The organism is Prevotella sp. oral taxon 299 str. F0039 (assembly GCF_000163055.2).
GTDB lineage: Bacteria > Bacteroidota > Bacteroidia > Bacteroidales > Bacteroidaceae > Prevotella.
The window spans coordinates 150,899-166,877 of the sequence record NC_022111.1 but is presented as its reverse complement, the minus strand read 5'-3'; the positions used below and the strand labels follow the sequence as shown (position 1 = coordinate 166,877).

12 protein-coding genes are annotated in these 15,979 nt (G+C 46.6%); 8 read left to right on the top strand and 4 right to left on the bottom strand.

Translation table 11 applies throughout. The annotated features are described in order from the left end of the window. The 8 genes from HMPREF0669_RS03550 to HMPREF0669_RS03515 all read left to right on the top strand — a co-directional run bounded on the left by HMPREF0669_RS03550 (position 1) and on the right by HMPREF0669_RS03515 (position 10,285). On the top strand, positions 1-4,545 hold the full coding sequence (locus HMPREF0669_RS03550; RefSeq protein WP_020967132.1) for a DUF2958 domain-containing protein: 4,545 nt from the start codon (positions 1-3) through the stop codon (positions 4,543-4,545). Between the two features lie 257 nt (positions 4,546-4,802). Continuing rightward, entirely contained in the window at positions 4,803-6,056 is a 1,254-nt protein-coding gene (locus tag HMPREF0669_RS03545; RefSeq protein WP_009228522.1) for a site-specific integrase, read from the top strand. A 13-nt stretch (positions 6,057-6,069) separates the two neighbouring features. Beyond that, entirely contained in the window at positions 6,070-7,389 is a 1,320-nt protein-coding gene (locus HMPREF0669_RS03540) for a site-specific integrase (RefSeq protein WP_020967131.1), read from the top strand. A gap of 14 nt (positions 7,390-7,403) precedes the next feature. Further along, positions 7,404-7,889 (top strand): DUF1896 domain-containing protein, encoded by a 486-nt coding sequence (locus tag HMPREF0669_RS03535; RefSeq protein WP_009228520.1) that lies wholly within the window; start codon positions 7,404-7,406, stop codon positions 7,887-7,889. Between the two features lie 659 nt (positions 7,890-8,548). Beyond that, positions 8,549-8,818, top strand: a complete 270-nt coding sequence (locus HMPREF0669_RS03530) for a helix-turn-helix domain-containing protein (protein WP_009228519.1) — start codon at positions 8,549-8,551, stop codon at positions 8,816-8,818. A 20-nt stretch (positions 8,819-8,838) separates the two neighbouring features. Next, entirely contained in the window at positions 8,839-9,153 is a 315-nt protein-coding gene (locus tag HMPREF0669_RS03525) for a helix-turn-helix domain-containing protein (protein ID WP_044045585.1), read from the top strand. Beyond that, the gene (locus HMPREF0669_RS03520) at positions 9,141-9,650 is read left to right on the top strand and encodes a DUF3408 domain-containing protein (protein ID WP_009228517.1); all 510 of its coding nucleotides are present in this window, start codon (positions 9,141-9,143) and stop codon (positions 9,648-9,650) included. The genes HMPREF0669_RS03525 and HMPREF0669_RS03520 overlap by 13 nt, the downstream gene beginning before the upstream one ends. A gap of 209 nt (positions 9,651-9,859) precedes the next feature. Continuing rightward, positions 9,860-10,285: a hypothetical protein gene (locus HMPREF0669_RS03515; RefSeq protein WP_009228516.1), complete on the top strand. Its 426-nt coding sequence runs from the start codon at positions 9,860-9,862 to the stop codon at positions 10,283-10,285. A gap of 27 nt (positions 10,286-10,312) precedes the next feature. Here HMPREF0669_RS03515 and HMPREF0669_RS03510 read toward each other — a convergent pair whose 3' ends face one another. From HMPREF0669_RS03510 to HMPREF0669_RS03495, 4 genes are all read right to left on the bottom strand, one after another. Then, the gene (locus HMPREF0669_RS03510) at positions 10,313-11,758 is read right to left on the bottom strand and encodes a PepSY domain-containing protein (RefSeq protein WP_009228515.1); all 1,446 of its coding nucleotides are present in this window, start codon (positions 11,756-11,758) and stop codon (positions 10,313-10,315) included. 16 nt (positions 11,759-11,774) lie between these two features. Beyond that, positions 11,775-12,647 carry a hypothetical protein gene (locus tag HMPREF0669_RS03505; RefSeq protein ID WP_009228514.1) on the bottom strand — a complete coding sequence of 291 codons (873 nt, stop codon included), beginning with the start codon at positions 12,645-12,647 and terminating at the stop codon, positions 11,775-11,777. A gap of 278 nt (positions 12,648-12,925) precedes the next feature. Beyond that, positions 12,926-13,624, bottom strand: a complete 699-nt coding sequence (locus HMPREF0669_RS03500) for an HmuY family protein (protein WP_008822860.1) — start codon at positions 13,622-13,624, stop codon at positions 12,926-12,928. Then, positions 13,621-15,972 carry a TonB-dependent receptor gene (locus HMPREF0669_RS03495; RefSeq protein WP_009228513.1) on the bottom strand — a complete coding sequence of 784 codons (2,352 nt, stop codon included), beginning with the start codon at positions 15,970-15,972 and terminating at the stop codon, positions 13,621-13,623. Before HMPREF0669_RS03495 ends, HMPREF0669_RS03500 begins: the two co-directional genes overlap by 4 nt. Between the last annotated feature and the right edge of the window lie 7 nt (positions 15,973-15,979).

Genomic DNA, 15,979 nt, shown 5'->3' with positions numbered 1-15,979 from the left:
ATGGCATACAATAAGAAAGAAGTCCTTCAAGCCAACACGGAGGCTATCCGTGTGGTCTTGCGCCTGGAAAAAGAACGCTGCGAAGCCACCGAAGCTGAGAAAAGTATCTTACGGGACTATCAGGGCTTCGGTGGTTTGAAATGTGTACTCAACCGCACAGATAACCCCGATGACATACACTATTGGAGCAAGTCAGAGCAGAATCTCTTTGAACCTACCCAGCAGCTCAAGCAGATGATTTATCGTGAAGCCTTAGATGCCAACACTGCCAAGCGGTATTGGGAGAGCATCAAGGCAAGCGTGCTAACCTCCTTCTATACTGATACTCGTATTGTCACCGCCATTTCCGATGCTCTCACTTCTGTAAATGTACCCATACGTCGATGTTTGGATCCTTCAGCTGGCATGGGAGCATTTGCTGAGACCTTTGCAAGGCAAACAGGAGTCGTAGATGCAATGGAAAAGGACCTGCTCACTGCCCGTATCAGCCAAGCCCTGCACCCTTATGGAAAAGGCAACATATTCATTCAAAACGAGCCTTTTGAAGCTATTGGGGAGATAGAAAACAAAGATAAATACGACCTTATTACAAGTAACATTCCTTTTGGAGATTTCATGGTCTATGACCGAGAATACAGCAAAGGCAAGGACACTCTTAAACGTGAGTCCACACGTGCCATTCACAATTACTTCTTCGTGAAAGGTCTGGACTGCATCAAGGAAGGTGGCTTACTGGCATTCATCACCTCACAGGGCGTATTGGACAGCCCTCGCAATGAAGCCATACGCCGTTACCTCATGCAGAACAGCCGCCTTATCTCCGCTCTCCGACTGCCATCGGGTATGTTTTCAGACAATGCGGGAACGGACGTAGGCAGTGACCTCATTGTCCTGCAGAAGCAGACTGGTAAAGAAATCAGCAAGGGAATTGAGCAGCAGTTCGTAGAAACTGTTTCTGTTCCCAAGGAAGAAGGCTCTTCTGTCGTCTTCAAGCATAACTCTCTTTTTGTAGGAGATTGGAAAGACATATCTCATCGCACCATTGCTACAGAGCGCATAATGGGTACAGACCCTTATGGAAGACCTGCATGGGAGTATCGGTTCACAGGAGGGATTGAGAAAATGGCAGAAAGTCTCCGAACACGGCTCTCCCTTGAAATGGAACAACGTATCGACCGTAAACTATATGAAACAGGTATACCAATGACAGAGGTAGAGCGAGAGGCAGAAGCAGAGAAACAGCTTCGCAAGTTGGGTATTACCATAAGTCGAGAAGAAGAAACAGAGAAAACAAAGACTGAAGACAAGGGAATAAACGATGCCTATAACCTCATGCCCGACCGTATCAGAAAGCAACTGCCTAAACTTTACAGCACGGAAAAGGAACTCATTGGCGATAAGGTTGCGTATGCACGCTATTTCTTCCCTATGGGAGCATACACAGCCTACCTTCTGGAGTATGACCCTAAGAGCCGTATTGGTTTCGGTGCCGTCACGATGGGTTACGGCTGGGAGCTTGGCAATATGTCCCTCGATGAGATGGAAGGCATGAAGGTAAGAGGATTAGGGATTGAACGTGACCTATATTTCTCTCCTAAGAAATTACACGAGATAGCTGAACTGGAAGAAATCGTCAGGGGACAATATACCATAGAAGAAGTGATAGCAGAGGAAATCAAGGAAGAAGTGATAACAAAGGCAGAAACAGAGAATAAGGTTAAGGAGACTGTGGCCATTCCTTCTGAGAACGATACGCAGGTAATGGAAGATACCGTTCCTAGCGGAGAGACAATTCCATTACAGTCGTCATCATCAGAGTCCGCTCCACAACAATTAGTATCAGAACAGCCTTCCACAACTGTTGAACCTGCTCCTGAAGGCGTACCCGCCTTGACACTTCACCATCAATACGAACAGGAACCACAAGAAATCCGTACGGATATTGAAGCTCCAAGAGAGATGAACGGGCAGACAATATTCTTTGACGATGATCATCATCCAGTGGTGGACAATACCATGGAAGACATCGGACAACCAGAACAGCTGTCACTATTTGTTCCAGAGGAATACAGCCTTTGGACTAGAGAGGTAAGCCGTGTAAACAATGAAATTAAGGATAATTCTGAAACGTCACAGGCGCGCCGTCCTATAACACAAACTGCTCCCCAGAAACCATCGGAGTTCAAAATGCAAAAGGCAGCGACCATTCCTCAACGGCGTACCCGTGGTAGCAGGAAAGCAGCTTCTTCCTCTCCACGTGAGCCATCCCTTTTCGACTTCATGAACGAAGCCGAGGAGCGCAAGCCAAAACCGATAGCGGAAGTCAGAAAAGAGTTTGACGCTTCACCACGCCCTTTTCTCTCTTCGCCGGACTCTCATCTGAGAGACGGCTCCATTGTCGTGCAGAAAGATCAGGTGGGGTTTCTTTCTGACCTGAAGCGACATCCCACCTTTAACCCGATGGACTTGCCGTATGCCCAGCTCTCCCGTCTAAAAAGCTATATTGAGATACGGGAGTGCTATCATCGTCTCTATGACTACGAGGCGGAGAACCGGACAGAGGACAGGGAAGACCGCAGCAGGCTCAATCACCTGTATGATGACTATGTTGCACGCTGGGGCTACTTTAACCAAAAGGCGAATACCGACATCATCAAGATGGATGCTACAGGCGTGGAAATGCTGTTTTTGGAACGCTCCGAGAACAGCAAGTATATCAAGGCGGACATCTTCGACCATCCGACAGCTTTTTCCACCTCCGAATTGTCCATTGCCGCAGACCCGATGGAGGCTTTGGGCGCATCACTCAACAAATACGGCACGGTGGAACTTGACTATATGGGTTCTTTGCTTCCCGATATGGAAGAGAGCGATATGCTTTCCGCCTTGGAAAGACGCATCTTCTACAATCCCGAAGAGGACAGCTATGAGGTAGCCGACAAGTTCATTTCAGGCAACGTGATTGAAAAGGCAGAGCGTATAGAGTCGTGGCTCTTGGATCATCCGGAGCATGAGGAAGCGAAACAGAGTCTGACTGCCCTGCGTGCAGCCACGCCAACACCCATTCCATTTGCAGACCTTGACTTCAACCTCGGTGAACGCTGGATACCCTCAAAGGTCTATGGCAGGTTCGCATCGGAGTTTTTCGGGACGGATATTGGCGTATCCTACCATTCCAATATGGACGAGTACAGCATTGTATGTGACCATAAGAATGCCAATATCTGGCACAAGTATGCCGTACAGGGTGAGTTCCGCCGTTATGACGGTATCAATCTCTTAAAGCATGCCCTACACAATACCATTCCCGACATCAACAAGAGCAAGGAGGTGACGGACAAGGTTACGGGAGAGACCAAGACCATCAAAGTAAGGGACGGACATGCCATCCAGATGGCAAATGCCAAGATTGAGGAAATCAGACAGGGCTTTGTCGATTGGCTCGGACGGACACCTGACACGTTCAAGCAGCAGTTATCCGACCGTTACAACCGCCTTTTCAACTGTTTTGTGCGACCTAATTTTGACGGCACGCACCAGACGTTTCCCGACCTTGACCTCAGACGATTGGGTATTGCAGACCTCTACAAGAGTCAGAAGGATGCCGTGTGGATGCTCAAAACCAACGGTGGCGGCATCTGTGACCACGAGGTGGGTGCGGGAAAGACACTCATCATGTGTACGGCTGCCTACGAGATGAAGCGATTGGGACTGGCAAACAAGCCGATGATTATCGGACTAAAGGCAAACGTATTCGACATTGCCGATACCTTTAGGAAAGCTTATCCTAATGCTAAGGTACTCTATCCTGGGAAAAACGATTTTAATAAGCAGAACCGCCAGCGTATTTTCAACGACATCAAGAACAATGATTGGGACTGCATCATCCTCACGCACGAGCAGTTCGGAATGATACCGCAAGCATTGGAGATACAGGAAGCGATTATGCAAAAGGAACTGGACTCTGTGGAAGAAAATCTCGAAGTGTTGCGGCAACAAGGAAGAGACATCTCCCGTGGGATGCTCAAAGGCTTGGAGAAGCGCAAGCAGACGCTGGAAGCGAAGCTGCAGAACATACAGGACAGCATCGCCGAAAGAAAAGACGATGCCGTAGATTTCAAGATGATGGGTATCGACCACCTCTTTGTAGATGAATCACACCAGTTCAAGAACCTGATGTTCAACACACGCCACGACCGTGTGTCGGGTTTGGGCAATCCCGATGGCTCACAACGTGCCTTAAACATGCTCTTTGCTATTCGTACCATACAAGAACGGTCTGGCAAGGACTTAGGAGCAACTTTCCTTTCGGGAACGACCATTTCAAATAGTCTGACGGAACTGTATCTTCTTTTCAAGTATCTCCGTCCGCAAGCATTAGAAAAGCAAGGCATCAACAGTTTCGACGCTTGGGCAGCAGTCTTTGCCAAGAAGTCGACCGACTATGAGTTCTCCATCACAAACGATACCATTCAGAAAGAGCGGTTTAGGACATTCATCAAAGTGCCCGAACTGGCTGCTTTCTATGCGGAAGTGTGGGAGTAGAAAGCAGAAAATGGCATAAAACTCATATCTGACTGAAATACAGCGGATATTGCTTTTTTCTTCATCGGGTTGCATTTGAGGAAATAGGCAGAAAAGGGAGCGAAAAGGAGGGAGTTCAGTTACCAAATCGTTCGACAAACGATGAAAGGAAAAGGACGGCTGAAAGTGGTAACTAAAACGGCGTTTTCTCTTTCATTATCAATATTTTGCACCACTCAAAGTTCCTCAAAGAAGTGTAATTTTGCAAGTAAAAAACAATGGAAAAAGAAAAATTCAAGCTGCTTTTCTACCTCAAGAGAGGTACGCAGGACAAAAACGGGAAAAGTCCCATCATGGGACGCATCAGTATCGGTCGCTCAATGGTTCAGTTCAGTTGCAAATGTGCCTGTACCCCAAAACTTTGGGATAGTCGTAAACAGCGACTTGTGGGCAAGAGTGCCGAAGCCGTATCAGTAAACAACGAACTTGACCGACTGCAAGTAAGTGTCCATCAAGTTTATGAATCGCTTTTGGGCAAGTTGAACAACACTGTTACGGCAGAGCAGATAAGGGAACTTGTATTCGGGTTAAACAGCAAGTCGCAGGGACTGCTTCATCATACGGACGAGTATATCAACCGCTTCCGTGATCGGGTGGGTATAGACCGCAGTGAAAGAAGACTGAAATGTCTGCTGCTCTTCCGTAAGCATCTGGCAAAATTTCTCAGACATCGCTACCGTGTGGACGATATTCCCGTGCAAAAAGCCGATACTGCCCTTATCAAAGACTTGGAGGAGTATTTTGCCAAAGAAAAGGGTTTTAAACTCAACACTTCGGCTGGTTATCTTACTATGCTAGCATCCCTACTCAAGGACCTGCACAAACGGCACATCATAGACATCTATCCTTTCATCGCTCACTCTATCCGCTGGAACGTGGGTACACCCCGATACATCACAAGGGAGGAAGTAAACAGAATAGCAGCATTAAGCGATAACGAACTGCAAGGCTATGAGCAGGTGTCGAGGGATATGTTTCTCTTTTCGTGCTATACCGGTCTTTCCTATACGGATGTGTACCACCTCACGGCAGAGCATATCATCCATGAGTCTGGTATGAATTGGATACGAAAGCCGAGAATAAAGACAGGCAATATATGCCACATACCGCTACTGCCCGAAGCATCTGCCATCATTGAGCGCTACCGAGGTATTCACACTAGGGCGTTCCGTCACGAACCGCCCAAAGGGTATCTGCTGCCCATACCAGGCTGCGATACGGTGAACATACACCTCAAAAAGATAGCACGGCTTTGCGGTATTCAGAAAACACTGACTTTTCACATGGCAAGGCATACCTTCGCATCGCAGATGACACTCTCTGAAGGCGTGTCTATCGAAAGCGTATCGAAAATGCTCGGACACAGCCAAATAAAGACCACACAGGTGTATGCAGAGACTTCTCCAGAGCGTGTCTTTCGGGATGTGGAGAAGATTCTCCCTCTCATCGCACAATATCGTTTAATCAACTAAAAGTCCAAGAACAATGAAAAGTACATTTTCAATTCTATTCTATATAGATAGAAGCAAGACAAGCGAAAGGAATGAATGCATTATCCGCTGCCGTATCACCTGCAATGGTGCGTCTTCTTCATTCTCAACAGGATTGTACACCTCTCCCGATGATTGGCAATCAAAGATAGGACGTATAAAAGTGGCAGCTAACAGAGCGAATGCCGTCAATCATCAACTGGACTCAATAGATAAACGACTTCACGCACTCTATGAACATACGTTAAGGGAAGAGAACTACATCACGGCAGAATACCTCAAAGAGCAGTATCTGCATCAAAACAAGCCCACACCGACACTCATAGAGATTTACCAAGCTGTCTGCGAAAGTAAGGAGGAATTGCAGGGCAAGACTATAGGAAAGGCTACCGTCAGGGCTTTTAGGGACAGCAAGAAGAGCTTTGTTCAATTTCTGAAAACAAGGAGGAATGAGGATTGTCTTCCCAAAGAAGCCGACAAGGACCTAATAGAAAGCTACCGTCTGTTCATGCTTAGTGACTTAGGAAACAAGGAGAGCACCGTCTCCAACCGTCTGCGCCACCTGCATCAGGTTATTAGAAAGGCACAGCAGGAGCGATATATCCGTGAAGACCCTTTTGAACTGATAGACATTGAAACGCCCACCTACGAGCGCAATGCCCTCACTTCTGACGATTTACACAAACTTCTCTCATATCGTCCTCACCGCTCGGTGGACAACCATTGTAGGCTCATCTTCCTCTTGGGCTGTTTTACGGGGTTAGCTTTTTCTGATTTAAAGAAACTCCGAATGGACGATGTTTACACACTTGACGATGGGCGCAGGTACATATCGCTCTGTCGCACAAAAACTCAGAACAGAAGCATTGTTCCTTTATTGCCCATTGCCGAAGAGATACTCACCATTGTCAACGATGGACGAAAGGAGGGTTTGCTCTTTCGTGAGTTCCCCACGAATAGCCATTTCAACCGCAAGATAAGGGACATCATCATCAAGGCTGGACTCCCATCTCATACCGAAGCCACCTCGCACACGGCACGACATACCTTTGCAACGACCATCTGTTTGGAGAACGGCTTGCCGATAGAAACCGTCAGTAAGATGCTCGGACACCGCTTCATTTCAACCACCGAACTCTATGCAAAGGTTAGCAAGAGTAAGATTGCACGGGAAATGCAGCCACTCATAGGTAGCAACACCACAAGGGAACTGCGAAAGGCCCTGCGTGTCTGTCCGCCAAGAAAGCCAAGCGGAGGACAAGCAACTTTTCCTTTGACAGCAAAGCAACCATCATTGAATATCAATGCTAAATGAAGATGAAGATAAAGATGAAACAGCACAACAAACAGGAACTTTCCTATTTTCGGTTGAAATTAAGAAGTTATATGAGTGATCATCACCCCGAAAGATTGCACGACACGGAGTTTATCACCACACGAGCAGACATGGCTCTCACTGCTTACTGCGATGCCGTGGCACAAGGTTTCACTCACCCCGAAGCGGAGAGCATGGCAAGTGAGGTATTGTATCAAGGTTTGCACTTTTCCAAGTACGACACGCTTGTTTCTGTCTTGGAAAACGAGTTTGAAAGGGAACTGCCTGCACCGCTCCCAGAGAAACTCGTACCTATACTGTTGTCGAACAAGGCTATTCAAGCCACATTCGACAAGTTCGGTTTGACGGACATATTTGCCGCAAGCGGACAATACGACCGTCTTTACACCGAACTCACAGGCACGATAGTGCTGCTTACCAAGAGCAATCGTTTGCCAATAATCGGTCAGACGGAGGAAGCAAGCCCAAAGGCGTTGTAAGCAAAGGCACACGCAAAGTCCCTGATGCCGTTTCTTATCGTGCAAAGGTACAACGGCAGCCAATCTGCCCTGACAAGGTCAAGTCCTGCGGATGGAGAGAAGAATCTCCACCGCAGGATTTTTCTTTTCAAGTTGGTATTGCCATTTTCAATATTCGTGCGGTCGTATTCATCTCTCCCAACCTTGCAGGGCTGGGCTGCCGTAGAGAATATAGGCACGACAAGAATACGGCATACTCAGGCTCTTTGGACGCAAGGCGTAACAACCAACAACAGATAGGACTGACGATAATACGGACAATCTATTGTTTGTACAATTTGTTGTCATGACTATCTGTTGTCAAAACTATATATCGTCAAAATAATCTATCGATAAAACTATCTATCGACACTTCGACATCTCGATTTGTCGAACTATCGAATTATCGATAAAACAACAAGATAATAAAAGGAACGAGCCGGCACCTCATCTCATTACCGCAATAACACAGACGGATTTCCTTTGTTTTTCTATTGCTTTCTCTCTATTTCCCTGCTTATCCTCATTTCTTGCAGTGGTGCTTCCGAGGGGTTACTTTTGCACCCGAGAAGTACGGCAATGGACTGCATAACAGTTTGTTTGCTGAGTAACAATAAAGTAATCAAAACAAAATTAAGGCAATGAAACTCATTATCATCGACCGCAAAGCGTGGGAGCGACATCGCTCCGAATTTGCAGACTTTATCCATCGTGTGGAAAAACTCATCGGTAATCCTCCCAAGACCGAGCAATGGCTCGACAACGAAGCCGTGTGCAAGCGTTTGGGCATCAGCAAGCGTACCCTACAATCATACCGAGATTCGGGCAAAATCCCTTTCTCCATGATTGGACACAAGTGTTATTACAAACAGACCGACATCAGTGAAATGCTGAATGCAGTCAAGGATTGAAATCAAAGAATGAATGAATTATGGTAGAGAATGAAATCATTACGCGGGAAGACCCTCAGATGCAGTTGTTTTCACAACTGATGGAAGGCACTTTGAAGAAGTTGGAGCGGTATTGTGCCACAGCTCGTCCGATGTTAGATGGCGAGGTTTACCTTTCGAGCGAGGAAGTGTGCAGGCAATTACGGCTCAGCACACGCACGCTCCAAGAGTACAGAAACTCAGGAACGCTTCCTTTCTACAAAATCGGAGGGAAGATACTCTACAAGCAGAGCGACATACAAGCCATGCTTGAAAAACACTATAACCCGATACCCAAGAAATTATGGCAAGAATAGATGAAAAAAGGAAACAACGCTTGGAACAAGCCATTAGAGATATGGGAAATTATGGCGTTAAGCTCCGCAAGCCCGAAGAGTTACCCGATTTTGACCAGCCCTCCGATTATGAAGAGGAAAAGAGAAGGTTTGAGCCTGTTGATAAAGTTGAGGAACAAAATGACAAGGAGAGTAACGAGGATTTTTCTCAACCGTCCTATCAAGAAACAGCGTTGTCGTCAACAGAAAGGGCTACTTCTACCGAAGAATTTCATCAAAGAATGGGAAAAACAAAGGACAGAAAGCAATTATCCGAGTTTCAGGGGAAATATCTCCAGCCCTTTCGCAACAGCCACCGCAAAGCCGTGTATGTATCAGAGGAAATCCAACGAAAGTTAGACTTCGTGGTGCGGAGAATCGGTGAGCATGGAGCGAGCGTTTCGGGATATGTCGAACAGGTACTGCGGGAACACCTCGACCAATACAAGGAAGATGTGGAAAGATGGAGGAAACTCTGAATTACTGCATTCCTCGAATGCAAGCCTACGCCGAGTTACTGTATTCAATGAATGCAGTAACACAGCAGGGGCTTATAATCCCATTTTCTACATCAGCAAGGTGTGTCTTTGTACCACAAATTGCCATTTGTACCACAAAGACCCTTGCCCCGAAAGGGGATTAAATCACTCCGAAGTCGTGATTAGAAAACAAACATAACAATACAATTATGCCCAAATTAGAAATAGCGAATAAGAACCGTTACGGACATAGAAATATAGAAGAAGTACCCCGTTGGGACAGATGGGACACCCGTATGCCCGATGTGAAAGACCAGCTACGTGTCATTGACCTGTACAATAAATCGGGTGCGGTAAGCAAATCTGACTTTGTGCGTGCCCGCATTCTCGGAGAACACTTCAAAGTGATTATGGTGGACAAGTCCGCAGTGGAATATAATCGCAAGTTGTCCGAGCTTACTGCGGAAATTCACAGAATAGGGGTAAACTACAATCAGGTGGTCAAACTTCTGCACTGCTATACAGCAGACAGGAGTGTGCAGGCATTGCTGAAAGAGCTTATCAAGCTTACAAATGAGGTTACACGCCTCCAACAACAGGCTGTGGAGTTGACAGAGGATTATCGCTTATCGTAATTTTTTTTCAAATGACGGAATTGTAACTCAACGAGGGTATCTTCTATATATCTTCCAGCCACTCCAAAGACACCATACGCAAGCTATTCCCATGAGAAAAATGTATAATATAGAGGCTTTGCCCAAGAATGTAAAGATACGCCCGGTGTGAACTTCTATGCAAACATTACGCAGCGACATAGGCAATGTTGCCATGATATTGGGCATGGCAAGACGAGGACAACCTTTGTTGTAGTCCACGACAAGTTCTTCGCCATTTATGTCTGACGAGAATCCTGATATAGGGTGACTGCTGATAGGCATTCTGCTTGTAGACTGGGGTGCGTGGTGGGTGAAGTAATCGGTAACTTCCTCGTGGGGTCTGTCCCATACATACAGACCGCTGAACGAGCCAATCAGCCATTTGTGCCGACTGTCTTTTTGCTCAACATTGATGCCCATAACGCTCACGGGTGGTTGCACTTGCTCTTTTTGCGGTGTGTCGCTCAAATGGCGGAGAGAGTAGAAACCGTCGGAAGTGCATAGCAGCCAGTCCTCCTTGTCATCATCATACCGTAGTGAGCGTAGGCAATCGTTCCACGGGTTATCGCTATCCATTGCGGAAAAAGGTATCGGAGGGATTTTGGCTGAAGCGATGGCTATGAGTGCAGGTGGGCGTAGCATCCATCCCGTAATGGTAAGCAGCAACAAGAAGAATATGGATGCCCAGCCTATTTGGTTGTGCCATTTAATCAGCCAGCTTTTAATTCGTGCACCGAATGATGAATGCGGGCGAGGTGCAAAGGAATAGTATATGCCTGATATGGATAGGAACAAGAGGATAAGCCCCACTAAATCGACAAAGAGTTTGCCTACAATTCCAAACAGTCCGCCCCCATGAAGAAGCCATATTGTACGGAATAGCGAAACTTTGCCTTTGTCATTGCCACCTTTCTTTAACGTGATTTTTTGAAAAGTATGATAAGGAACATGAGAAAGATAGATGTGTGAGCGCCCGGTAATGATGAGCGAATCGTTTTTCTGCGTAATGTCGCTTAGCCGTTCATGCTCATCATTGGGCAAGTCAATCTTCATCCAAGCGCCGCACTCGTTCAAGCAATATAGATTATACTGGCTTATGGCATATAGGAATCCGTTTGGCATAGAAACTACGCCACGGATACTTCTGTGGTCGGCACCATTGGGCAAGCCCCTGTTGAAATCTCTTATCGTGCCGTTGTGTGCCTCTCTGATCAATATTCCCGCATTGCCGTATATCAACGTGTTGCCGTGCCACTTTATCGTGCCTCGCAGCAAGCCCTTGTTCCACCCAGCATACTGATATTCTACTGGCAGAAGCTCTCGGCTTACGTTTGCATCTGCAAACAAGCCGGGGTGATTGAGCACGATACCCGAGAGACAAAAGAGCGTAATAAACGGGGCTAAGATTATGCCTAACCATCTATGGTGCCGTTTCCATGTTGTTTTCTTCATTCTGTGCTGTTTGTCGCTATTTGTTTTTCCTGCGCTGTTTACCTTTCCACCAAAGATAAATGCCTAATGAAAGAAAGACAATGAGGATAACCATCATCTGCCATGCGTATTTCTCAGGCTCTACCCAAAACTCCTTAAAGAAGTTGATGCGCCCAAGTATCTCGACAGGAGTCCAAAACACGATGACCATAGCGATTGCCATGCGGATGTTTGCACCCCATGAGGCAAGACGCAGTTGGCGACGCAACATAAAGAACGAGCCTATGAGGCATCCCACTCCTACGAGGAACGTAACGGGATGGTGGTCGCCGAGGAAACGCTTGTCGTAACAGAACATCAGCAACAGGTAAAGCCCCCAGAGCATCATATTGAGCTCCATAAAGGTTACGATGCTGGTGTGGCGTGTCATGGGCTGGGCGGCTATCACCTTACGCTTTGTGCGGAAAACGACTTTCTGAATCCATGTGATGAAGTCGCAACCGTTGCGGGTGCTGAACACATACATCGTCATCACCATCATCCATAATCCGAACGATGCGGGCATGATAAGGTATTCGGGCTTGGTTACTATCTCTCCGTTTTCAATCTCGGGCTGAACACCATAGCGACGGGCATAATAGAGAAAAAGAAACTCCACCCAGCCTGTCCAAAAAAGCAGTCCACCGATGAAACCCCACAATGTCTGCCGAGTATCTCCCTTTACGAACACGCCAATAATGACAAGGATTAAACCTACAAAGCCCATCATAAAACCAGCGATGTGCATGGCTCCCTCGCCCATGAATTTTTCCATGAGTATCATCAGTGCGTGTCCCAATGGCATGGCGAAGAGAACTAACAGAAAGGCTATAAGAGTTTGCCTTGGATAGTATTTTTGTTTATTTTTCATTCTTTTCTTTCGTTTTAGTCAATCTGTTATTTGCCAACAGATAAGAAGATAGTGCAAAAAGCTCATTAGCTTTTCTCAGATTGGTAATTAGCTTTTTCAAAATTGGTCGTGAGCTTTTTGAAGGATGTTCATTAGCTATTTTTCTGTTGCCTATTGACTTTCTCGGGATTGCTCATTAACTCCTGTCTGATTGATAATGCACTTTTTGAAGTTTCATAATGCACTTTTTTGAGTTTCATAATGCACTTTTCGTTGATTGGTAATACACTTCCTAAAACCTACCGGAGTTCATCACAATAATAGCTCATCTGTCCGCCCGTGTCGCCTATTTCGACATCGGCTTTGTACCAACTGATGATCTGTAATTTGAAATATCGCTCTCCGTCGGCAGTGCGTACCACGTATGTATGGAACGAGGGTGCATATACAGGTGGCGGACCTGTGAAGGTCATCGCTTTTGCCAATATGGGGTTAGCATCTGTCTGTGTCGATGCAGGACCGCGATTGGGATCGAACCAAGGATTCTGTTCAAAGTCGAGTTTATTGGCGATGAGATACTTGTTCCAGTCGTTTTGCGACATGGTGATATATACCGAATGGTCATCCACCACCCATTGTAAATTGGTTGGCAATTGCGCCACCGTTTTCCAAGTGTCGTAACTGCCGTATCCTAAGTCGGCGGCTCCGCCTTTTCCATTACCCGATGTTCCGCTATTCGTTCGCATACGGTAGCCGCAAAAGGCAATGTCCCAGTCGGTACGTTCCCGCTGTTCGCCCTCTTTAATGTCGCCATTGGGCTTGTCAAGGTTGAATATTTTTCCTGTGCGCAAATTGATGTACAGCCAATCGTTGGTAATGCCAGTGGTGTATCCCGTAACTCTTGGCAGCGTTTTGCCCGTAAACTCCTCCGCATCGTAACTCACGCACGAGGACAATGCTGTCGTTAAAGCGAAAAGTATGAATATGTATTTTCTCATTTCTTTCTTTTTAATGATTTTACAATGTCATCAACAAGAAACTCCACTTGCACATATCCCTTTGCACCGCTGGTGGCAGGAACATTGAACATAGTGATGCCCGACCCCAAGGTGTGGGGCACATAGTTGAAGATGTTATCTACTCCGAGCGTAACTTTCACTTTGTTGTAGAATGTCTGCACCACTGCCAAGTTACAGAGTGCATAGGTAGGCAGCGTGCAGCGGAAATAGGCATCGTAGCTCTTATGATGTTCTTCCACCCACACACGATCTTGCACATCAAAGTTTTTCTCGCCCATGAGCGATGCACTGAAGATGGTTTTCAAGCGGTAGTTAGGCTTGTTATATACATAGTCGATGCTTGCCGTGGCAGCATGTGGCGACGTGGTATTCACTTGTATGCCATCCTGCTTGCTCACGTTTACATAGCTGTAAGTTCCGTTCAGGGTAAAGTGGTCGAGGAAATGCCACTTCAGGATAGCCTCGATTCCGTACAGACGCTGACTGCTGAGATTGGTGTATTCGAAGTTGTACTGCATATCGTAAATATGCCATACGCCCTCTATCTTGTTACGGAACTTATTAATGTAAGCATTTACATTCATGAAGAAACCATTATGGGTGTATTCTGCTCCCAAAGAGAAATAATGGTTCTTCTCTGGCTTCAGGTCTTCGCTACCCCTTATCTGGAACATTCCGAGATGATCCCAGTTGAAGAACAGTTCCTTGATGCTGGGCGCACGATAGCCCATGGAGTAGTTGGCACGTATTGCCCAATGCTCATCAGGCGAATATTTAACTGCAATCTTTGGCATATACATAAATCCGAACGCCTTCGAGAAGTTAGTGCGCACGCCTGTCGACAGCATCCAATGCTTGTTTGCCGTCCATTCATCTTGCAGGAAGTATTCCGTCTCGTGCAGTGCCCGAGTGGTCATCTTACGGTTTACAAATCGGTCGCTGGTGAGTTCATCCGAAGTATGTTCCACTCCAAGTATGATGCTGTGTCCGCTAAAGTAGGTACTTGTCAGTGTGAGACGTGGCTCGAATATTTTACTCTTGTACACCTTCTTGCGTTCATCGATACGCTCGTGCCGTTTGAAACGGTCGTAGAAATCGTTGTGTATGCTAAGGTTTACGGTAAACCAGTCTTTTACATTATATTTCGCCTTAACGCCTGCCATGAAGTCGCGACTCTGCGAGAAGGTCATGTCTTGTATCAGGTCGTATGAGTTCATGAAGAACATCGAACCATACACCTGTACCGACAGGTTTCTGTTAGGCTCGTAATAGAACTTCTGCGCTGCCGAGATATGCTCCGTTCCCTCAATACCCATTGGTGAACGGACGGCAGTGCCGTTTAGCGTGATGTCGTGAGGGAGGAATGGGTTAGCCTCCTTTGTGTAGGTCTTGCTGTCGTTCTCCGCCTGATACATATAAAAGGCATCGCTCTCGCTATACCATACGTCGGTTTGTGAGGTGAAAGCCTTGTGCTTCACTCCTGCCGAAAGCCATGCTTGCAGGTTAGGGCGGTCGCTGTTCTTCTCAAACATATATAGAAAATCTTTTGGAGACGGTGTCTTGTAGTTGCGCTCGTTCATCTGTGCCCAGCGCATACCTGCCTGAATATCCAATGGTTTGGTCGCTTTTTTAGAAATAAGATTGATGACCGCACCCGAAGCACGACTGCCATACAGAGTACTGCTGGCACCCTTTACAATCTCCACACGGTCGATGGCGTGCAGATTAAAGCGTTCGTAGTCGAGGTTGCCTGCCATATCGCCCGTCATTCGTTCACCGTCTTGCAGAAAGAGAACGTGGCGCGCGTCGAGTCCCTGCATCGAGATTTCGTTGCCGAAACCCACTTTCTGAATGTTGAGTCCTGGTGTCTCTTGTTGCAGGGCATGTTGTAGGTCGCTGTACCCTGCATCAACGAGTGCCTTTCCGCCCAATACCTGTGTGGTAATGGGCGAAAGTTTTACGGGGCGCTCTGTTCGTGAACCTGTTACAACGACATCGTTCAGGTGCAGCACGTCTTCGCGCATAACAATCTTTATGTTGTTTTCCTGTGGCGGCACACTTCCTTTTACGGGGACGAAGCCCGTTGCATGGACATTATAGTATAGTTCCTTTCCCTTTTCTATACTTAATATCACCTTGCCTTCAATGTCGGTAATGGTATTCTTAACATCCAACATCTCTTTGCTCGTGGCATATTGCACAGTAGCCCCTACCAAAGGTTGCTGCGTATCTTTCTCAAGTATGGTTATCCTTACCCTGCGCTGTGCCTGTGCGCTTATCGCCAAAAGCAGGCAAAGGAGTAAGAATAAGAATCCTTTCTTCTGCATCGTTTCT